Below are 19,590 nucleotides of genomic sequence, written 5' to 3'. Positions count from 1 at the left end.
CCACAAACCGAACACTATTTTGTCTTTCTTCCTGCACAAGTCAAACTTTTTACTTCGAACGATTTACCCCGAATTCTGGTGGAAAATCGACGAACCGGCCGAGCCAACCATCTACCTTACGTTTGATGACGGACCCATTCCCGATGTGACGGAATTCGTACTCGAGCAGCTCGACAAGTATGCCGCCCAGGCCACGTTTTTCTGCATCGGGGATAACGTCAGAAAGCACCGCGACATTTTGTATCAGGTGCTGGAGGGCGGCCACATGGTCGGGAATCATACCTACAACCACCTCAACGGCTGGAAGACAGACGATGCGGTCTATCTGGAAAATATTCAAAAATGCCAGGAGCAGCTCGGTGTCGAAACTGACCTGTTTCGGCCACCCTATGGCCGCATCAAGAAGACGCAGGTTGCCCAGGTCATGGAGAACTATTCCGTGATCATGTGGGATGTGCTGACCGGTGATTTTGACCAGAGCCAGCCAGCCGACGTATGTCTGCGCAAAACCATTCAGTATACCGAACCGGGCTCCATTGTCGTTTTTCATGACAGCCTGAAAGCCTGGCCAACGATGCGCTACGTGCTGCCCCGGATGTTGGCCCATTTTGCCGATCGGGGCTTCAGTTTCCGGGCTGTTCCGCAACCCGTTTATGCTGGCTACTGACCCTGATCCTGTACCCTACCCGGCAGCTTCTGCCAGACCCAAGCTAGCTATTCTCATTGCAGCCCGCGACGAGGAAGCCGTCATTCCCGCTTGTTTACAGGCTATTTCCCAGCTTCAGTATCCAGCCGGAACCGTTACTGTACTGGTCGGAAACGATCAGTCGTCAGACCAGACGGCTGCGCTGGTTCAGGCCTTTGCCGCCCGCCAGTCAACCCTTGAACTGATCAACATCGAGGCATCCGTTGCCGGCCTGCGCGGAAAGGCCAATGTGCTGGCTCAGCTGGCCCGACACTCGACGGCCGACCGGCTGTTTTTTACGGACGCCGATACGCAGGTGCCCCCCGGCTGGCTCGAGGGCATGAGCCTTGCCTTTACCAGGTCGGTAGGCATCGTAACAGGAGTGACGCTCCCCGATGGCCCCCGTCTGTTTCATAAGCTGCAAACCATTGACTGGCTATATAACCTGACCCTGACCCACTGGCTGAGCTACGCTGGCCTGCCCGTTACGGCCATGGGCAATAATATGGCTGTGAGTCGGGAGGCCTACGAGGCTGTTGGGGGGTATGAAGGCCTGCCGTTTTCGGTGGCCGAAGATTTCGCCCTGTTTCAGGCCATTGTGAAAAAAGGGTTCAACTTCCGCAATCTGCTGGACGAACGAGTGCTGGCCACGACAAAACCGGTCGACACATTCCGGGATTTTCTGCACCAGCGAAAACGGTGGATGCGGGGGGCGTCAGCGCTGCCTGGCTGGATGGTGGCCTTACTGTATGCACAATACCTGACGCTGCCGCTGCTTGGTTTGCTGTTCTGGCTGTCGCCCGGCGTGGCGGTGGGGCTGTACATAACCCGGCTTTTCGTGCAGACAGCGGTGCTTTCGTTTGGATTGAGCCGCCTGCGCCGAACCCACTTATGGCCCTATGCGTTGCTGTTTGACGTATACCAACTCCTGATTGGGCCGTTGTCGGTCGTTTTTTACTGGCTGCCGACGCGCATCAACTGGAAGAACCGATTTTATGACGCTTATTGATACCCACGCCCACATTTACGACCCGCAGTTTAACCCGGAAGCCGGTGGCGTTGACGAGATGCTGACTCAGGCTACCTCACAGCAGGTAAGCCAGATATGGATGCCCAACTGCGCCCGGGAAACCGTGGCGGGACTGATGGCCCTGGCCGAACAATACCCCGACCGATGCCTGCCGATGATGGGCCTGCATCCGGCCTACGTCAACGACACCGTCGATGACGAGCTGGCTTCGGTTGCCGCCTTACTCAACCAGCACGCATTCATGGCCGTGGGGGAGATAGGGCTTGATTTTTACTGGGACATGACATACGTCGACCAGCAGTTTATGGCTTTCGAAACACAGCTGCGCTGGGCCGCCGATCAGCAGTTGCCGGTGTCGATGCATACCCGGTCCGGTCACGATCGCAACGCCTTTGCCGAAGCAGCTGACCTGATCGAACGGCTGGCGCTGCCCGGTCTGACGGGTATTTTCCATTGCTTTGTCGGTACCCTCGACGAAGCCCGGCGCGCTACTGAGATGGGTTTCAAGCTCGGTATCGGCGGGGTGGCTACGTTTAAAAACGGAGGCCTGGATAAGGTTCTGCCCCATATCGGCCTGGAACATATCGTTCTTGAAACCGACAGTCCTTACCTGGCGCCCGTACCATACCGCGGAAAACGCAACGAACCCGCCTACATCCGGCTCATTGCGCAGCGCGTTGCCGATCTGATGCAGATCAGCATCGATGATGTTGCCCGCCATACCACCGTCAATGCCCAGGCGCTGCTCCCCGCTCTTTACGCCAACCTTCTGCCAAACTGAGAGCAGACAGGAGAGCTACCGGTCGTTGGCCGCCAAGCCAGTTAGGGCTTGTGCTGCCAACGTCTGCTTTAGGAAACGTCACCAGTAATCCGCTGCTGGTGACCAGCTGCTGCCCAGGTACCTGGCAAATACATCGGCAAAAACGGCATCCAGTCGCATACGAAACGAGTCAGACTGAAGCGGTATGGTAGTTTTTCTGAGTTTGAAAAATGATCAGGTGCTGGGGTAGGTTTCGCACAAAGCCGACAGTCACCTCCCGGACGTCGCCGGCATGGTCGAATCCTAACCCAGGCCCATAGTTTACCCGGAAGAAAGGCAACAACTAGCAAGCCTATTTCAGGAGTATTTTGATTTTTGCTAACTTCAATCTGTATCCAAACCTCGGGCAGGCTGCCTGTTGCCCGCTCAACATTAAGCAGGTGACGGATGAACCTTGCCAGCCTGTATGTCGGTTCGATTGCGCTATATGAACGCTTCTTCGCATCTTTGGCGATGACTTATAAAACTGTACGTCTATCTCCGAGTGTAGATCGGAGCGCCGATATGCCGAACCGGTCGGTATTGGTAATTTATACGGGTGGTACGTTTGGCATGGTATACGATCGGAAAGCCAGCCAGCTCATCCCCTTCGATTTTGAGCAGGTGCTCGATCGCGTACCCGAACTGAACCGGCTCGATTTTGACATCACGATCGTGACGCTGCATCAGATCATTGACTCGTCGAACATGACGCCGGCAGTCTGGGTTGAACTGGCGCAGCTGATCGAGACAAACTATAAGGACTACGACAGTTTTGTGGTACTACACGGTACCGATACGATGTCCTATACGGCTTCGGCGCTCAGTTTCATGCTGGTCGGTCTGAACAAACCGGTAATCCTGACCGGGGCTCAGCTACCCATTGGGGTGGCCCGTTCCGACGCCCGGGAAAACTTTCTGACGGCGCTCGAGATTGCATCGGCCCAGGAAGATGGTGAGCCGCTGGTGCCGGAAGTCTGCGTGTATTTTAACTCGTTTCTGCTCCGCGGCAACCGATCTACCAAGCGGGAAAGTGTGCAGTTCAACGCCTTTGTATCGGAAAACTATCCCCATCTGGCCACTGCCGGTGTCAGTATTGATTACAATCGACCCTATATCCGGTCGTATCAGGCCCATGAGTCGCTGAAAATCCGGACGGTGCTCGATCCGAACGTAACCATTCTAAAACTCTTTCCGGGCATCACCCAACCCGTTGTCGAATCCATCGTGAACATACCCGGTTTGCGGGGCATCGTGCTCGAAACATTCGGGGCGGGGAATGCCCCAACCGACATCTGGTTTCTGGACACACTCAAAGCGGCCGTAGAGCGGGGTGTGCTGGTATTCAACGTGTCGCAGTGCGAAGGGGGTAGGGTAACCCAGGGTCGTTACCAGACCAGCCAGCAGCTGCAGCAGATCGGCGTGGTTAGCGGAGCCGACATAACGACCGAGGCTGCGATCACTAAATTGATGGTACTGCTGGGTCGTGAACACGGTTCGGATGCCGAAGCCATAAGCCGCCTTCGGACGTTACTGGCGCAACCCATCAGCGGAGAAATGAGCGACGATCATTGATTTTTTTAGGGTCAGATCTTGCGTCATTACGCGCTAACATGCATCTTTGCACTCCCAAACGAATAGAGAGCTGCCGGAGTGGTCGAACGGGTCTGATTCGAAATCAGAAGTACTCGCAAGGGTACCGGGGGTTCGAATCCCTCGCTCTCTGCCAAAGACCACAGAAATCAGCAGGCCCGCTTGCTGATTTTGTATTTAGAGAGGTGTCCGAGTGGTTGAAGGAGCACGCCTGGAAAGTGTGTATGCGGGTAACCGTATCGAGAGTTCGAATCTCTTCCTCTCTGCCTATGTGCAGAAATACCCGCTAACAATCAGCACGTTAGCGGGTATTCGTTTTTTCAGGTATAAGCTGGTTATAATCAGCCCGGCTCTGGGCTAGTCCAGACTCATCCGTTCGACGATCTCCTGCACGGTGACGCCAACTGTCTCGGCGTACTTCTCAATGTGCGAGGGGCTGATCTGGTTGTCGTCGCGCTCAATCTTGGAGATCGCCTGCTTGGTGATGCCGATCCGGTTAGCCGCGTCGGTCTGGCTGTAACCCTTGAGCAGCCGCTTCTCTTTGAGCCACGCTCCCAGGCTCATACCCGGCTCCCCCGAGGGCAGCACCCGCATGGACGCGGGCTGGGTAGCCGGAAAGAAATAGACGACCGGCGTTTCGGTCGCCACGCATATGGCCTGTATCTCCTGGGCGGTGAGGCTGTGCGCCCCCCGCTCACTCTGACGAATGACATCCACCGACAGACCCGTCAGGTCGGCAAAGCCGGCGAAGTCCAGCTTGCGCTTGAGCCGCAGGTTCTGCAGCAGGGTGCCCCGCAGCCGGTCGTCGGGCGAGGCTGGTTTACGGTATCGCCTGACCGTTTCCGAGCCAGTGGCTTGACTTGTATTATCAGCCGGTTCGCTGGTGGTCTTGTCGTGAGGAGGAGAGAGGTCTTCGTTCATTATTTTTTTCTATTCTGGTTGACAGCAGTTGACACAATGTAATAATTAAATGTTACATTTGAGTATCCGTTTGAGTAAGCGGCAAAGTAAACACCAATCCAGAATATATGAAAGGCATCCCCCTACCCGCCGAGGAGATTGACCGGCTCAAGGTGCGTCTGGGCAAGACCAGACGGGGTATTACTGGCGTGTCCCGGCTGGGAAAAGTCACCAGAAAAACCATCCATCGCACCTTAAATGGTGAGCCGGCGAAAGACGACACCGTTAAAAAAATATATGACGGTCTTCTCCTATTAGAGACAGTAGAAGCCAACGAGGTTTCGCTTAGACTCTCACGGCTAAAAAAAATAAGTCCGCAGTCAACTTCTGTCAACCTATAATCCTGTACTCTATGAACGCCACAAACCCGTTTCCATCCATCAACCTATCGCTTTCCATTGTCCGTGGCCCGGCCACCAGCAGCCAGACTGAGCTGGTCTTACTGGCCCTGCAGGCCTACCAGCGGGAGCTGCTATGCACCGCCGAGAAGAACCTTCACGATCCCGCCTACCACGCCGAGCTGCTGCGGGAGATGGACCACGTCGCTGACCTCATCAGCCAGGTCCACATTGAGATATTCGCTGTCATTGGTCAGCTGGCTGCCAGCCAGGGCATCCTACCCGTGTGCCATGAACAGCAATAGCCTGATCGTATTAAGCCCCCAGCAGGCGGAAGCGATGCTGGGGGCGTCGGTTGACCGCATCATTGCCGAGTACAACCAGAAGCTGATCGAAGCCCAGAGCCGGGAGCGTTGGATCACCCTGGATGAACTCGCCAGACGGATGAGTCTGTCCGAGCCGGTGGTCCGGCGGTGGCCCCTGCCCCGCTACGAAGAGGGGGCCAAGATCGTGCGTATCAAATGGGGCGACGCCCTGGATTATGTCGCCAGCAAATCCCGCATCAATAAAAAGTAATCGTCAACTTAAATCAACCCGCACAATGAAGACTACAAGAAACGATCTCGTTACACCTGTCCGTGTCAACACACAAACCTATGGCGGCCTGACCAAGCGAGAGTACTTCGCAGCCGCAGCCCTGCAGGGGCTACTAGCCAACCCGGAACACGCACACATAGAGTTCGAGGCATTTACTGCGGACGCCGTGAGACTGGCCGATAAACTTATAGATTCTCTCAATCAAAAAATTAATTAAATGGTATCTACTTTTTTTGAGGATGCGGTTGATACCGCCCTCTTCGATGCTGGTCTGCTGGATCAGATCGAAGCAAAGGCCAGACAAGTTAACCTCACTAACCTGCAGGTGACTCGCCTTGACTTCACCCGATCACCCTTCGGGTTGTTTGTCCGCTACCGTATCCACGGCACCACGTATGGCTACCCGACCGGCGTAGACGACGACGGGGATATTGAGTACGGCGAGATTGAGGTAGACCAGGAAGCCCCCATCTGCCTGCCCACTAACCTGACCGTTGACGAAGCCGCCCGGCGGGTTGCTCACCTGATCATCCACGCCCACATAGGGGCCGAGGAGAAGGACACCAACGACCGCGACATCCTGGACACCGAACGCTATCTCATGCACTTTCAGTAATGCAGATAAATATTATTCATAAAGTAGATGCAAAGGCTGGGTTCGCTATGCTGCCAGACAATAGCGTTGACTGCATCGTCACCTCGCCACCCTACTTCGGACTGCGCTCGTACTTGGATGATGACGACCCCGATAAGCACATGGAGATCGGCCTTGAAGAGTCGCCGGCCCAGTATATCGCCCGGATGGTTGATGTATTCCGGGAAGCCCGGCGCGTACTCAAGAAGACAGGGACGTGCTGGATAAACATCGGCGACTCCTATGCCAACGATGGCAAGTGGGGTGGACACACAGGAGGGAAACATGCCAAAGCTCTACATGACTCTCCCATCGGACGCAATAAACGATACACCGGACTCAAACCAAAAGACCTGATGATGATTCCACACCGGCTGGCGATAGCCCTGCAGGATGACGGGTGGTGGGTCAGACAGGATATTGTGTGGCACAAAAAGAACCCGATGCCTGAGTCGGTGACCGACCGTTGCACGAAAGCCCATGAGTACATCTTCCTGCTGTCAAAGTCAGCTAAGTATTACTTCGACCATGAAGCTATCAAAGAGCCGGCGGTGGTAGGGGCGAACGGCTCTGTGTTTCACACGGGTAAAACAGGCATCCATCAACTGGGCCGGGCCAGTGTCAAGCCCCGAGCCTCTGGCAATAAGAGTCACAAGTATGTCTCTGTCCATGAGCAATTAGATACGGAAGAACACAGAACAAAATCGGGTCTGCTTAAAATATCTGATGTTGCCTATGAAAAACGCAACAGGCGTTCGGTGTGGTCTGTATCCACGAAAGGATTTGCTGATGCTCACTTCGCTGTCTTCCCGGTAGAATTGATCAAGCCCTGTATTATGGCGGGATGTCCTGCGGGCGGTGTAGTGGTAGACCCCTTTATGGGAAGCGGCAGCACGGCGATTGCCGCCCGGCTGACCAAGCGAAATTACATTGGCTTCGATCTCAAGCAGGCCTATGTAGACATGGCCGACGCCCGGATACTGAAAACCCTGGGCCCGATTGATCACGCAATTAAACCTAGAGTATTAACCCTTTAAACATTCCTTTCCATGCGTCAACTTTTGGCAACCCTCTCTTACGGAAGCCCGTCTGCCTGGCCTGCCCCTGCCTACGCCCTGGCCACAGCCCTGTGGCAGCAGACCGAAACCCTCTACGGTGATCTGCATATGGCCGACGACCCACTCCTGACGGCTATCGTAGACTTCGCCGACACGCCCCGCTACATGGATGCGTCCATGACGGCTATCGACTGCATGAACGCCCTGATCCACCTGACCCATCCCGATGGCATCTGCTGTCTGCTGCTGATGGGTGACGCCGGCAAGGTCAACACCTGCGATCAGTTGGGCTTCACGATCCACTTCATTGATTGTCAGCAGAAAGCGTACCGAGTCTGGATGGAGCGCACCCGCCGGCTGTGCGCCATGATTCAGGTGGCCCAACATAACTACACGGCAGCGGTATCCAACTGGCTGGATCAGGATGATGCGCCCCTGCACGGTGACCTGCTGCGCTGTAGTCTGCAGATGCAGCGGCTGCTTAGTCTGGGTAGCCGGTGGCTGGACGACGAGCAGATCGACGCCGACTACTACGTGGCGTACCTGCAGCGGCTGACCCAGCAGTACGGGGAGCCCAGAAGTATCGGCGATCTTATTGAGATGTAGTCAACCTATATCAACTACTATGAAAACGATACAGGTAAGTGATGAGTTGTTCGACACGCTCAAAGAGATCGCCCAGGCGGTCGCCACGCAGAGCAACAGGGGCACAGCCACGCCCTATCTGTTCCAGATACAGACCGACGAAAAGGTTTGGGTGCCCAACCTGAACGGCGACCATCAGGTGATCGTAAGCCTTGATGATCATACGGAAGTTGGCCCTTTCGACCATAAGACAGTGGCTAAGCTGGCCAAAGAGAATGGCGTCAAGCGGCCCGACTGGTATAAAGACTTGAGAACTGGATGGTCGGTGTACGAATCCGACAGTGAAGAGTGGCTGGAAAAGGTGGGTTGTCTGCGGGATTCGTATTCAATCAAGCACAAGTATCAGAACGCCTTCTTCACTGAGGCTGGGTGTAAAGCCCACATCAAAGCCAACCACTACCACTACGACAACCCCCGCGATTACCTCAACCACGCCTTCCGCAACCCAGAGATGGCCGCCGTCTTCGCGTTGCTGGCCGCTATCAACGAGCAAGTTTCTCAACCACAAACCCCCTGATCATGGAAGCACAAACCATAGCCCCGACCGAAACCCTGCATACCCAAGATAGACAGCACAGAAACGAACGGTCGCTGGCAAACTATTCGAGTTTCCTGGCCGACATTAAATCACAGCTCGCCAAAGGTGAGTGGGTATCCCTGCCGATAGATGTGGTTCACGAAATCTATGGCGTCTCGAAGTCAACCCTTCGGGTGATGGCCGAACGCAAGTGGATCATCCGGCGAAAGATAAAGGGCGGCACATTCCTGTACATGCGAACCAGAGAGCTTGACCGGCTGACCCCGCAGGTTCTCCGGTTGGTAGTCAACAATCACCTGCTGGCTATTAATGAGCGTCATGTAATTAAAAAGAATCTGACCCTGCCGGCAGATGCTGCCGAGACACCGCCTGTCGAGCCCGTTGCTGAGTCGCCACAAGCCCAGCCGGATACGCCTATAGAGGAGCCAGCCGAAAAGCCTGCGCTGGAAGCCTACTTCGTCATGGTGCTGCCCGTCAACCGGGTTATCAATCAGGTGTTCCGGGAGTACGACAAGGCTGTATCCTGGATAGAGAAGAAAGGTTCTGTCAACACAGACTACGCGATCTGCCAGATGAAAGAGTTCGTATCAACAACCCTAACGTTAAACCGAAAGCCAATCCAGTAATGAAAGAACTAAATGTATTGTCAGCACCGATCACGTCAACAGAAATTGAATGGCGGGTGCAGAGCCAGACCAAAGATGCCCAGAAGATTATCGTCGTCCCTTACATCACGAACCGATGTGTGATGCAACGCTTCGATGATCAGTTCGGATGGGAACGCTGGCACAATGAAATCAAAGAGGTAGACGGGGGCTTCCTGTGTACCATCAGCGTCGTGCTGGATGGTGGCGAGATCGTCCGCAAGACGGATGGTGCCAGCCGCACCGGGATCGAGCCCATCAAGGGTGGTATCAGCGATGCCATGAAGCGATGCGCCGTGCAGTTCGGGCTGGGTCGTGGCCTCTATGACTTTCCGAAAGTATTCATAGAAACCAAAGACAAATACATTCCAAACTGGGCCATGCCGCTGCTGGACAAGATGGTTGATAAGATCAATGCCGGCGGCACCGTGCGCGAAGTAGTCGTACTCAAAGAAGAACACGCCAAACAACAACCAAAATGAAAAAGGGAGACATCGTATTTGTATCGGGCATTGTCAAGGACGGACTCAAGGCCATCCCCATTGACAACGTCGGCCCCAAGTATATCACGCTGACCATCGGCAGTCGGCTGGTCAAGTTTTACATCGACACACTGTATCAGGTCACCAAGTACTCGGCCACGTACCGCATCTACACCACGGAGCAGGCCTACTACGATGAGGCAGAGAGAAACACATTGACCTCGGCCATTGCAAACAAAGCCACTCAACGGGGCCGGACCAATCAGTTGCCATTAGAATCCCTGCGTACCATCAACAGCATCTTAGACAGCGTCACCCCATGAGCACCGTCAAATTGAATCTCTTCGCCGACTGGGCGCACTATCTGAATCAGGTAGACAACCGGCAGGCCCACCCGTGGGAACCCCGCACCTTTTCGTATCCCGACCCCTTCGGACCCCAGCAACTCAGAGACTTGGGTAAGCTGCTGCTCAATGGCTGGTCAGCCGAGTACGCCCTGCGCATCACGCCCGTTGTCAACGACGATCAGTACCTGAAATCGTCCCTGCACTGGACGTTCCCCCAGGCCTACTACGCTGTGCTGTTTACGTCCCGAGCCCTCTTGATGGTGCGGGGCTACTACGTCAGCAGTGAGGGGTTGATCGCAAAACGTATAGCCTCGTTCGTTCAGCGCAGCTACTACCCCGTCTCGCTGGGTGTGTATGTGGGTGGCTTTCCATCCAACTACCCGGCCCACAGCTTCCGGACCAGCCGGCTGCAGCGGGCCGAAAAGCAGGACGAAGTGGTCGAACTCTACCGCCAGTGCAGAGGGGTGCAGTTTAAACGGCGGGTCAGCGACATCCAGAGTAACCCAAAGATTGCGCTGCGCAACCAGCTGTCAGGTACATTGTTCAATCTCAACACCATGCCCGATGCAGAGAAGAAGCAGGTGAGCAAGGGGCTGAACCACACCACCTTCTTCGACGTGCTGGCCCGCCTGCGCATCTCATCGACGGAGCGCAGCCTGGAAGAATGGGTCCATAACGAGGGGCTGGACATCAAAGCCTTTCATGCCGACCTGGTTTCCATCGTGGAGAAGATCAACCGGGTTCACGAAGCCTACGTGCTGGCCGCTGTAGGGCATGAGAACTACGAGCGTATCGTCAGCGACCTGCCCAGCTACCTGCGCGACAGCTTCGTCCGGGACAGAACAATAAGCACCTGTCAAACTATCTATGAACGCGAATCTATTTGAATCCCAACTTCGGGTGATCCTGCTGGGTCCAGTGTTGACTTGGTCTAGCGAGGGTGACGAGCCGGTGAGTCTGGTTCGCACCAACATACTGCACACCGCCCTTTGGAAAGCCGAGCGCGATGATGATGGTAGCCTGATTACGGCAGGGCAGGAGCTGCTGATGCAAATGCTATGGAACTCCAACAACGACAAATGGAGAAGCCGTCAGTTCTTCCGAGTCAACAACCTGTTCGCGCAGCATAATCCAAAAGACCACCGCGTATTCATACGCCCCACCCGTCAGTCGGGGGTATCTACCATCTACGTGCTGGCCCGATTCGGCTGGGAGTGGGTGGGTATCAAAGCCAACATAATCCAGACATAGCCATGACGACAGCACGATTAGCGTACACCAGCACCCAGAAGGCGCGTAAGGAATACCCTTGCAACGCCTGCGAGTGGGTTTCTTTATGCCCACCAGAGGCGTTTGAGTTTGTTTCGTTCGCCGACCGGCGACTACTGGTAAAGTTTCTGCGCCATAATAAGGGCAGGATACTGCCAGGGGATATGTACCAGCGGCAAACTCATTCGGTGGACGGCGAACTCTTTACCATCTGTGTCCATCCGGATGTAGACAGAATTGCCAAAGAGCATGAGATGTATCCAGTAGACAGAGGATAAGTTTAAACCAGCACACCCATGACCGCCGATGAACTCAGCGAACTCGCCCCAGGCACCAGCCTCTACATTCCGGGGGCGACCGACGTAACGCACTGGATACTCGACCGACGGGTATTGGGCCGTGACTACTACACGGTCCTGTTCCCCGACGGTGACGACGGTAAGCCCATCACCAAGAAGCCGCACTACCTGCACCTGATTGATCTGCTGGAAGCGCAGACGGAAGAGGTGGTAGCCTGGCAGATGGTGCGGGATGAGGTGATCAAGAATTTGGAGACGATCAATAAACGAATCGAACTACTAACCAACCAAGCCAATGAATAGCACAATGAAAACTATACGGCGGATCGGCATTGTCCTGGCCGCCCTGCTGGTGTCTATCCCGATACCGTACCTGTTCTTTTCCTTTATCCAGTGGAACCCAGATGTATCCACATGGCACAGGGTCACGCGATTCTTTTTTCTGATCTTCGTCTTTATAGACCTGGTCATTACGGTATCCGTTTACATAGCAATCAAAGAGCGTAAATTTTAACCAACCAATAATATGTACCAGAATATGATGACAGTCAACACAGGCTCAGTAAAAGCGTATTCGGATGAGCCATCCCCAAAGCAATCACCATCCACGCCATCAGTATCCCCGGAGGATGTGTGCAAACTCGGCTTTGTTTACCTGTTTGAGTCGGTCAATCCCGAGGATGTAAAGCGAATCATGCTTACCGAACAGGGCATGGCCCAGTATCCACACGCCCTGGCCCGAGAAACCTCAAAGAACCTCGCCGTCGTTGTCTTTGGTGTAGCCAAGATCGTATTCAAAAGCATACTCACAGGGAATAGGGATGCTACATTTGGCGGCTTACAAATGGTAACCTGCGAGGAGGTAGCTGGCGTGGTGGGGATGTTTCATGGCGATGTGTATCAGGAACTACACAGCCTCACGGACATGGGGGTTCTCCACCAGATTTCGGTTCATTCTGAGCGCGAGCAAGTAGGGGTGGAGCTGTTCTTCTTCCCGCACCAGCACGCCATATTCCCTGACGAGAAGTGGTTCGCCCAGCTTAAAGCCGAAGCAAGGGTTGAGGGTAAGCCGTATTAAATAGTAAACTTTTGTCAACTAGTTTGGAACTATCTTTTCGGGCCGGTTTGTTGAGTGGGTAAGGGTTATTACAAGTTGACGCTCAAGAGGAATGTATTCTATGGTAAAGCCCACTGTCCCTGATGGTGGGCTTACTTAACGTCCTCGTCAACTTTTATCAACGTAACAGTTGCCCCCGCATCGACTGGCACTCGATGGTACATAGACAGCAGGACATTAAGAGGTAACCCCTCCAATGGTATGTAGACGGTCGCTGTCCCGTCTTGCGTCGCCAACGCAACATACCATTGGAGGGGTTACCTCTTTTATTTATCAACACGATGAAGTCCACAGCACCACAACCAGCAGGCCAGTCATCTACTGGCCCGGTTCGCACAATGAACAGCTTGGAAATAGCCGAGCTAACCGGAAAGATTCACAAGAACGTTATCCGAGACATTAGAACCATGCTGCGTCAGCTAAAGGCAGCAGCAGCGGACGGCTCAACTTTGAGCTTTCATTGTGAATCAGGGTTTTATGTTAGCGAACAGGGAAAGCAACTACCCTTGTATTGGCTGGACAAGAACACGACAATAACCCTTCTGTCGGGTTACGACGTAGTGGCCCGGCACAAGATCATCCAGCGTTGGCAACAACTCGAAGAGGAGCGAAGCCAGGTATCAGAAAGCCCAGAGGTAAAGCAGCTGTTGGTCTTTACCCAGCGACCCAAGCAGATCGCCAACAGCAAAGAAGTGAACAGCTACAACTTCTCGCAGGGTGGAAAGGATCAGGCTATCGCCTACAACCGGGCCAACTGTTTCCACCACACCGGCAAGACCCCGCACGAAATACTCCACTGGGCCAAAACAAAAGGCGTACCGTCCAAGCACCGCACCTCGGCCAAAGAAGTCATCCGTACATTCAAGCCAGCTGTGGCCTCCTCAATGGCTCTCGCCGACGACTTCTGTAAGACTGGCCGGATCGGCATTGACGAGGCCTCAATCATCTGTAAGACCCACGCTCTGCCACTGTTTCAGAAGATGCAGGAGCTGGGCATCACCGAGGCTCCAAAGCCAGTACCACAACTTAAACAAGCACGATGATGGCTACCGCTGAGAAATCAAAAAATCCCCTGCAACTTTTTATTGACCCGAGCCAGTTAAAGGAACTCTCGCTGGTTGAGTTGAAAATACTGGAAGAGTATGTTGACGGTCAACTGGATCGGTACTATCAGAAAAGTAAGCAACAAGAAATCATGCCGAACGCGGCCAGCCACGCCCTTGATGTCATGGACTTATTCGAGGTGGCTTCCGAAGTGATCGGCGATGCGTATCAGGAAAAGATTCGCACGTATGTCAGTGTCAAGATGCCGGACGGAAGAGATGCCGTCGAGACATACATACCCGAAGAGGGAGAAGAGACACCTTTTTAATCAGCCAACTCCATGAATGACTACCAAAGGTTCTTCCAGATTCTCAAAGAGAATGAAGCGATCATAAGAGAAGAAGAGAAGCTATCAGCCGAAGAACGTTTCCATTCTTTCGACATTCACAAAAAGGTCTGCTCTTCATTTCATCTGTGCTTTAGGTCGGGCGATATGATCTACAGTCATGGCCCTTATGAACTCTTTAGACTGGACACCGAAGACATCCAGTATCTGGTCAACAAGTACCAGTCCAAACTGGTCGAAGAGTTCCTCGGGGAGATGGACAGGATCAAAGAGAAGTACGGGTCGGTAGGCGTTACCGATGTGTCTGCCCCGCCACCCCTGATCGTATCGCCACCACCGCCCCCCATCCCCAGACAACCCGATTCACCCACCGAAGCCCCACTACAACGATGGCTACGTCAACTAAAGTCAACCTTCCGGATAAGCTGAGCCGGTTCGTCATTGCCAACGCTGGAAGACCGGATGCCACCTCGCTGCACATGGCGACGTACTCGGCCCTGTTGTACTTCGTCATCCGCGAGGTGGGCTCCACCTTTGATGTGGACAGCATGGAGCTACGAGTTGTCGCTGGCTTGCGATCTGCCGACGAGATGACCCTTACCCTGGACTACCTGACGAAAGCGTCTCACATCGCCTACAGCAAGCTGCCTCACAACAAGCTGCGCATCACCATCCTTTAATTAGTTAACGCCATGAACAAGGGCTTATTCATTCCACAGGAGATTTTAACCAACGATGCACTGAGTATGACTGAGCGCGTTGTCCTCTCGCAGATTGCGTACCGGGCCGCTGGTAATGGCGGGGTATGTTGTGACACAAATGCGATGCTGGCCCAGCAAACCGGCGTCGTACACAGTAGCTCCATTAGTCGAATCATTAACGACCTCAAAGAGTACGGCCTGATCAGTATTAACCAGCCCGATAACGCCCGCCACATTGAGGTGGAGCCGTCCATAGCAGTTCTGTTTTATGCGGACGATCAGCAACCCGAACCCCTGCAGATGTCTGTCGCAGCCTCGCCGGCAAATGCCGTTTCTACCATGACGGGAAGTGGACTACCCTTAACAAATAGATTACCCCCCCCTAAACAATTTGTTAAGGGGGGTAATAACAAAATGTTAAGGGTAAACCCTAATCTAAATGTTAAGGGGGGTAATCTAAATGTTATGGAACCCTTAACAAATTGTTTACCCGCATATATAAGGAATATAAAAAGTATAAAAAGAAAAAAAAGAGTAGTAGTACAAGAGGTAGATAATAAGATGGAGACATACCCGCAGGTTAGTCCGTCTGCTGCTGCTGCTGCTGCTCTTGTCAACCCAAGTCAATCTCACTATCAACCCGGCGACGTGCCGGCGTTTGTTAGTCAGCACCGGGAAGCCATAGCAACCGATCCGTTTGCGGTAGCCGAAGGGGAGTGGTGCCGGATCAGCGGACTCCCCTGTACCAGAGAGCAGCTTTACAAACTACTGGCAATCCTGTTTCGGGGCGAGAAAGCCGACCTGTTTTTCAAAAAGTTTAAAGCCCCATTCACCGACTTTGTGGACTGCTTCGTCAACGAACGCGCGATCAACAACACCTTCAAAGACCGATCACAGGTCTTTCGATTCTTCAACCTCTACGCGACCGACAAGCAGGTTGAGCTGGTAAAAGCCAGCCAGCCCAGCTATTCGCACCGCATCGACTTTGGCAGCTATGAATACAAGTGAGCCCCAGCCAACCCCCGATCTCTCCGAGACGCACCTGATGATGCTCCACACCAGACGGGTAACCTACTCCGATCTGCAGCAGTGGCAGGAAGTATGCAACCGACGGGAAGAAGCGGGCCTCTATAACTTCCCGCCACCGCCCTGGGCGTACCAACCCTACGGGCTACTCAAGCCAACACCGGACATGCACTTTGACTACGCTACCGTCCGCGCTACCATCACCGACGAAGATATGCAGGAGCAACTGCTGCTGCTCCACTACAGTAGCTACTAACCTATGACCAACTACCTGATCGACAAAATTCCACCCCAGGATAGCGACAGCGAACTATCCCTGCTGGGTAGTCTGCTGGATAAGCCGGCCCGGCTCTTCGATGTACGGGCCATACTGGATGAGGGAGCCGTCTTCTACAAGGAAGACCATCAGCATCTCTACCGCATCCTGCTGGCTATCGCTGATGAGGGCAAGACCATACGGCCCATCACCATCATCCAGCATCTGAGATCATCCGGCACTGACGCGCTGCTGCACCGGCTGCCACCCCTCGACCAGCTGGCCAACCGGGCAATTGGTCTGGCCCACATGGAAACGGCCATCCATCTGCGTGAGCTATACGTCAAGCGCATCGCCATCTCCCAGGCGGCCGAGCTAATCCGGGACGCCTACAACAACGAGTCATTTGATGCTATCATCCAGAAGGCCAAAGACCTGACCACGGCGGTAACCAGCGGCACAGCATCCCGCCACGTCAGGGGGATGAGCAAAGTGATCGACAGCACCCTGGCTCACATCGAAGCCGCTGCCAATAGCCCTACCGGATTGTCCGGCGTAAGCTCCGGATCGGATAAGCTCAACCGGATTACAGGGGGGTGGCAGAGTAGCGACTCGGTGGGGTTTGCCGGTCGGCCCGGCGCAGGCAAGACACTGGTGCTGCTCAACCTGGCCAAAGAAGCCGCCATTGCAGGGACACCGACAAGTTTCTTCTCGCTGGAAATTTCCGCCGAGCAGTGTACCAACCGGCTCATCTCGTCTATCTGCGGGATTCCATACGGTGCGCTCATCAAAGGGCGACACAAAGATCATTCGTTCTCCGCCGAAGACTGGAAAGCGATACGAGAAGCCGGTGACTACCTGCGGACGCTGCCCATCTACTTCGATGAGAGTGGCAGCACGGACATCAACGACATCATCTACTCGGCTTACGATATGCAGCAGCAGTTTGGGTGCGGCCTTACGGTACTCGACTACCTGCAAAAAGCCGGCGACCGAAAGGTGAAGGGCAGCAAAGCCTACGAGGTTGTCTCTTCTGTCAGCGGAAAAATTAAAGACGCTAACCTCAAGATGAAGTCTCCGTGGCTCTGGGGGTCGCAGCTATCCAGAGGTATTGAAAGCCGCGACAACAAACGACCACAGCTTGAAGACCTTCGGGAGTCGGGCAAGATTGAAGAGGATGCTACCATCATCGTTGGGCTATACCGGGACGACTACTACAAACTGCGCCGGGCAACCGAAGATGTCAAGAAAGGGGCCATGTTCGTGCCACCCATCTTCGACTACGAGTTCGAGATGGACTTTCTCAAATACCGAAATGGTGAGCCTGGCGTAGCCAAACTATGGTGCGATGTAAGGACTGGTCAGTTCGCCGACGAGCCACCCCTGATCCCCGTCAAGCCCGAAGAGCGCGAACTAAACCCGGCCGCCCACCGGCCTAAGTGGGTGCAGCAGTACCCGGCGAATGGCGCATTGTCTTTCCCCGATATAGCCCGTCAGTTAGCCCCTGAAAACGATACCCCATTTTAAACCAACCAACCCCTATGGATTACATCAAACAACTCACCGAGTTACAGCAGCAGATCGGCTATAAGCCGGGCAACAACGAACCCGTCGCCTTCCTGGGTTTACTGGGCGAGGTCGGCGAGGTGGCCGCCGAAGCGGACGTATCAGCCAGAAATGAATTGATCAGCGAGGTAGAGGGGCTATCCATGCTCGAACGGGAGATATACCAAAAGAAGCACATGCTCAGATTCTATGCCGCCGAAGTTGACGCCCTCAAGAAACAGGTTAGAAAGGATCGTGCGTATAGCAACGGACTGGTCGTTGAGATAGCCAACGAAGAGGATTTTAAACTTGAGCTGGCCGATGTGTTCTACTACCTCAACGCCATCGCGTCCTGCATGGGCATGACCCTGAACGATCTGGCCAAACTCTCCTACGAGAAGGTGATGGCCAAGCGGGCGACCATCGGCCCCGAGATACTGTCCAACCCCGAAAGCAACTAGCCCATGCCGATCGCAATCCAGACACAGTGCCTGACCATCAACTCCGAGAAGCTGCGCTCCGCGCTGGTGCCATTCTCCAAGATCATCAAAGACAACCCGGCCATCCCCGTCCACGCATCCGTGCTCATCCAGGTGGATGGCTTTGCCGACACCTACATCCAGATCGTCGGGGCCAGCGACATCATGCGCCGGGTCGTGCAGCTACCCATTGACGAGACAGACTCTCAGGACGCCTTCGCCTGCTGCATCGAATACCACCCGCTGGTGCGTGTGCTGGCGTCGATGACCAGCCAGCCCATCACCATCGACTACGACGGCACCTCGGCCAAACTAACCAGTCTCCACGGCACCGTAACCCTGCCGGCCTATCCCGCCCGTGACTTCACCAATCCCAATACGGTGGATCGGGAGTCGCTGACCTTCACCGTGCCGGCGGACATGACCTATGCGCTGGGCGAAGCCATCAAACGCGCCAAAGCCTACACCATCAACGATGCCCTGCGGCCCGAGTTCTCCGGTGTCTGGCTCTCGCCCGACCCCGAGAGTGGCGGCTGCCGCGTGGATGCGGTCAACACGGAGATTTGCTACTACGAATACGTGGACAGCATCGAAGTGCCTGGCACGTTCCTGATACCGGGCTACGCCCTGCCCGCCTTGATGCCCCTGCTCAAGTGGGAGATGGAAGTCGTTATTCAGGTGGGTAAGTGGATTCACTTCGAGGCCGGTGGCGAGACGATCTCCGTTCGTCAGATGGAACATTCTCCCTACAACCCAACGCAGATATGGGATTATTTCTACGCCAACCAGGAGAACGACATCACGATGGTCGGCAGTAAAGACCTGCTGGAAAATATGCTGCTGCGGATCAAGACGCTGCCGGCGGATCACCACGACGGCGACCACATCGTCGCCTGGGAGAACCAGAAGGACATGACCTATCACTACTCCGACTACCACGCCGAAGAGATCATGCCCGTCACCTACGAGGGGCCGCTCAACAGCCGGCCCAAAGGGTTCCGGGCCAGTCGTCTGCTGGCTGCTCTGTCCGCCTTCGAGGGCGAGGTGCAGCTACAGACCCAGAGCGATGCGCCCGGCCGCGCTGTGTTCATCACCTTTTCCAAACCAAAAACCAAGACGATGGCGATGATCATGCCTATCGTATTAACCGGACGATGA

Annotated in this window: 30 protein-coding genes, 2 tRNA genes and 1 pseudogene; 32 read left to right on the top strand and 1 reads right to left on the bottom strand. The window is 54.5% G+C overall.

Annotated features, from left to right (window positions below):
• The first annotated feature begins 19 nt into the window (after positions 1-19).
• The 6 genes from EQG79_RS13880 (at position 20) to EQG79_RS13855 (ending at position 4,373) form a co-directional block, all read left to right on the top strand.
• The gene (locus EQG79_RS13880; RefSeq protein WP_077919657.1) at positions 20-667 is read left to right on the top strand and encodes a polysaccharide deacetylase family protein; all 648 of its coding nucleotides are present in this window, start codon (positions 20-22) and stop codon (positions 665-667) included.
• Complete coding sequence (locus EQG79_RS13875; protein WP_129601958.1) at positions 654-1,694, top strand: glycosyltransferase family 2 protein; 1,041 nt, start codon at positions 654-656, stop codon at positions 1,692-1,694. Before EQG79_RS13880 ends, EQG79_RS13875 begins: the two co-directional genes overlap by 14 nt.
• A complete protein-coding gene (locus EQG79_RS13870; RefSeq protein ID WP_129601956.1) occupies positions 1,681-2,496 on the top strand; it encodes a TatD family hydrolase in 816 nt (271 codons plus the stop codon). Before EQG79_RS13875 ends, EQG79_RS13870 begins: the two co-directional genes overlap by 14 nt.
• Before the next feature lie 492 nt (positions 2,497-2,988).
• Positions 2,989-4,089 carry an asparaginase gene (locus EQG79_RS13865; RefSeq protein WP_129601954.1) on the top strand — a complete coding sequence of 367 codons (1,101 nt, stop codon included), beginning with the start codon at positions 2,989-2,991 and terminating at the stop codon, positions 4,087-4,089.
• 64 nt (positions 4,090-4,153) lie between these two features.
• Positions 4,154-4,243: transfer RNA gene (locus tag EQG79_RS13860), tRNA-Ser, on the top strand.
• Between the two features lie 43 nt (positions 4,244-4,286).
• A tRNA-Ser gene (locus tag EQG79_RS13855) sits at positions 4,287-4,373 on the top strand.
• Between the two features lie 91 nt (positions 4,374-4,464).
• Here the strand turns inward: EQG79_RS13855 and EQG79_RS13850 are convergent.
• Complete coding sequence (locus tag EQG79_RS13850) at positions 4,465-5,028, bottom strand: helix-turn-helix domain-containing protein (RefSeq protein WP_129601952.1); 564 nt, start codon at positions 5,026-5,028, stop codon at positions 4,465-4,467.
• 107 nt (positions 5,029-5,135) lie between these two features.
• Here EQG79_RS13850 and EQG79_RS13845 point away from each other — a divergent pair, with 107 nt between their 5' ends.
• The 26 genes and pseudogenes from EQG79_RS13845 to EQG79_RS13725 all read left to right on the top strand — a co-directional run bounded on the left by EQG79_RS13845 (position 5,136) and on the right by EQG79_RS13725 (position 19,590).
• Entirely contained in the window at positions 5,136-5,408 is a 273-nt protein-coding gene (locus EQG79_RS13845) for a hypothetical protein (RefSeq protein WP_129601950.1), read from the top strand.
• Between the two features lie 11 nt (positions 5,409-5,419).
• Positions 5,420-5,710, top strand: coding sequence for a hypothetical protein (locus EQG79_RS13840; RefSeq protein WP_129601948.1), 291 nt, complete (start codon positions 5,420-5,422; stop codon positions 5,708-5,710).
• Positions 5,697-5,981: a hypothetical protein gene (locus EQG79_RS13835; RefSeq protein WP_129601946.1), complete on the top strand. Its 285-nt coding sequence runs from the start codon at positions 5,697-5,699 to the stop codon at positions 5,979-5,981. Before EQG79_RS13840 ends, EQG79_RS13835 begins: the two co-directional genes overlap by 14 nt.
• A 25-nt stretch (positions 5,982-6,006) precedes the next feature.
• A complete protein-coding gene (locus EQG79_RS13830; protein WP_129601944.1) occupies positions 6,007-6,219 on the top strand; it encodes a hypothetical protein in 213 nt (70 codons plus the stop codon).
• A complete protein-coding gene (locus tag EQG79_RS13825; protein WP_129601942.1) occupies positions 6,220-6,618 on the top strand; it encodes a hypothetical protein in 399 nt (132 codons plus the stop codon). It begins immediately after the preceding gene.
• Positions 6,618-7,673: a DNA-methyltransferase gene (locus tag EQG79_RS13820; RefSeq protein WP_129601940.1), complete on the top strand. Its 1,056-nt coding sequence runs from the start codon at positions 6,618-6,620 to the stop codon at positions 7,671-7,673. The genes EQG79_RS13825 and EQG79_RS13820 overlap by 1 nt, the downstream gene beginning before the upstream one ends.
• Positions 7,674-7,685: 12 nt before the next feature.
• Positions 7,686-8,300, top strand: coding sequence for a hypothetical protein (locus EQG79_RS13815; RefSeq protein ID WP_129601938.1), 615 nt, complete (start codon positions 7,686-7,688; stop codon positions 8,298-8,300).
• A 19-nt stretch (positions 8,301-8,319) separates the two neighbouring features.
• On the top strand, positions 8,320-8,856 hold the full coding sequence (locus EQG79_RS13810) for a hypothetical protein (protein ID WP_129601936.1): 537 nt from the start codon (positions 8,320-8,322) through the stop codon (positions 8,854-8,856).
• A gap of 2 nt (positions 8,857-8,858) precedes the next feature.
• Complete coding sequence (locus EQG79_RS13805) at positions 8,859-9,503, top strand: hypothetical protein (RefSeq protein ID WP_129601933.1); 645 nt, start codon at positions 8,859-8,861, stop codon at positions 9,501-9,503.
• Entirely contained in the window at positions 9,503-10,003 is a 501-nt protein-coding gene (locus EQG79_RS13800; protein ID WP_129601931.1) for a Rad52/Rad22 family DNA repair protein, read from the top strand. Before EQG79_RS13805 ends, EQG79_RS13800 begins: the two co-directional genes overlap by 1 nt.
• The gene (locus EQG79_RS13795) at positions 10,000-10,326 is read left to right on the top strand and encodes a beta barrel domain-containing protein (protein WP_129601930.1); all 327 of its coding nucleotides are present in this window, start codon (positions 10,000-10,002) and stop codon (positions 10,324-10,326) included. The genes EQG79_RS13800 and EQG79_RS13795 overlap by 4 nt, the downstream gene beginning before the upstream one ends.
• Complete coding sequence (locus tag EQG79_RS13790) at positions 10,323-11,237, top strand: hypothetical protein (RefSeq protein WP_129601928.1); 915 nt, start codon at positions 10,323-10,325, stop codon at positions 11,235-11,237. Before EQG79_RS13795 ends, EQG79_RS13790 begins: the two co-directional genes overlap by 4 nt.
• A complete protein-coding gene (locus EQG79_RS13785) occupies positions 11,218-11,601 on the top strand; it encodes a hypothetical protein (protein WP_129601926.1) in 384 nt (127 codons plus the stop codon). Before EQG79_RS13790 ends, EQG79_RS13785 begins: the two co-directional genes overlap by 20 nt.
• A 314-nt stretch (positions 11,602-11,915) precedes the next feature.
• Positions 11,916-12,221 carry a hypothetical protein gene (locus tag EQG79_RS13780; RefSeq protein WP_129601924.1) on the top strand — a complete coding sequence of 102 codons (306 nt, stop codon included), beginning with the start codon at positions 11,916-11,918 and terminating at the stop codon, positions 12,219-12,221.
• A 4-nt stretch (positions 12,222-12,225) separates the two neighbouring features.
• Positions 12,226-12,432 carry a hypothetical protein gene (locus EQG79_RS13775; protein WP_165358889.1) on the top strand — a complete coding sequence of 69 codons (207 nt, stop codon included), beginning with the start codon at positions 12,226-12,228 and terminating at the stop codon, positions 12,430-12,432.
• A 12-nt stretch (positions 12,433-12,444) separates the two neighbouring features.
• Positions 12,445-12,996 (top strand): hypothetical protein, encoded by a 552-nt coding sequence (locus EQG79_RS13770; RefSeq protein ID WP_129601920.1) that lies wholly within the window; start codon positions 12,445-12,447, stop codon positions 12,994-12,996.
• A gap of 377 nt (positions 12,997-13,373) precedes the next feature.
• On the top strand, positions 13,374-14,078 hold the full coding sequence (locus tag EQG79_RS13765; RefSeq protein WP_165358888.1) for a Rha family transcriptional regulator: 705 nt from the start codon (positions 13,374-13,376) through the stop codon (positions 14,076-14,078).
• Positions 14,075-14,407, top strand: a complete 333-nt coding sequence (locus tag EQG79_RS13760; RefSeq protein WP_129601915.1) for a hypothetical protein — start codon at positions 14,075-14,077, stop codon at positions 14,405-14,407. Before EQG79_RS13765 ends, EQG79_RS13760 begins: the two co-directional genes overlap by 4 nt.
• Positions 14,408-14,419: 12 nt before the next feature.
• Positions 14,420-14,854, top strand: coding sequence for a hypothetical protein (locus EQG79_RS13755; RefSeq protein WP_129601913.1), 435 nt, complete (start codon positions 14,420-14,422; stop codon positions 14,852-14,854).
• The gene (locus EQG79_RS13750; protein ID WP_129601911.1) at positions 14,815-15,105 is read left to right on the top strand and encodes a hypothetical protein; all 291 of its coding nucleotides are present in this window, start codon (positions 14,815-14,817) and stop codon (positions 15,103-15,105) included. The genes EQG79_RS13755 and EQG79_RS13750 overlap by 40 nt, the downstream gene beginning before the upstream one ends.
• Positions 15,106-15,117: 12 nt before the next feature.
• A pseudogene (locus tag EQG79_RS31620) lies at positions 15,118-15,318 on the top strand (hypothetical protein); the annotation flags it as partial.
• Between the two features lie 369 nt (positions 15,319-15,687).
• Positions 15,688-16,134, top strand: coding sequence for a hypothetical protein (locus EQG79_RS31285; RefSeq protein WP_240699352.1), 447 nt, complete (start codon positions 15,688-15,690; stop codon positions 16,132-16,134).
• On the top strand, positions 16,121-16,408 hold the full coding sequence (locus EQG79_RS13740; RefSeq protein ID WP_129601907.1) for a hypothetical protein: 288 nt from the start codon (positions 16,121-16,123) through the stop codon (positions 16,406-16,408). Before EQG79_RS31285 ends, EQG79_RS13740 begins: the two co-directional genes overlap by 14 nt.
• A 3-nt stretch (positions 16,409-16,411) precedes the next feature.
• Positions 16,412-17,935, top strand: coding sequence for a replicative DNA helicase (locus EQG79_RS13735; protein ID WP_129601905.1), 1,524 nt, complete (start codon positions 16,412-16,414; stop codon positions 17,933-17,935).
• Positions 17,936-17,949: 14 nt separating this feature from the next.
• The gene (locus tag EQG79_RS13730; protein ID WP_129601903.1) at positions 17,950-18,414 is read left to right on the top strand and encodes a hypothetical protein; all 465 of its coding nucleotides are present in this window, start codon (positions 17,950-17,952) and stop codon (positions 18,412-18,414) included.
• 3 nt (positions 18,415-18,417) lie between these two features.
• Entirely contained in the window at positions 18,418-19,590 is a 1,173-nt protein-coding gene (locus EQG79_RS13725; protein WP_129601901.1) for a beta clamp domain-containing protein, read from the top strand.

The organism is Spirosoma sordidisoli, from assembly GCF_004138325.1.
GTDB classification, from domain to species: Bacteria; Bacteroidota; Bacteroidia; order Cytophagales; family Spirosomataceae; genus Spirosoma; species Spirosoma sordidisoli.
The sequence above is the reverse complement of the archived record's forward strand: the minus strand, read 5'-3'. Positions and strand labels throughout refer to the sequence as shown.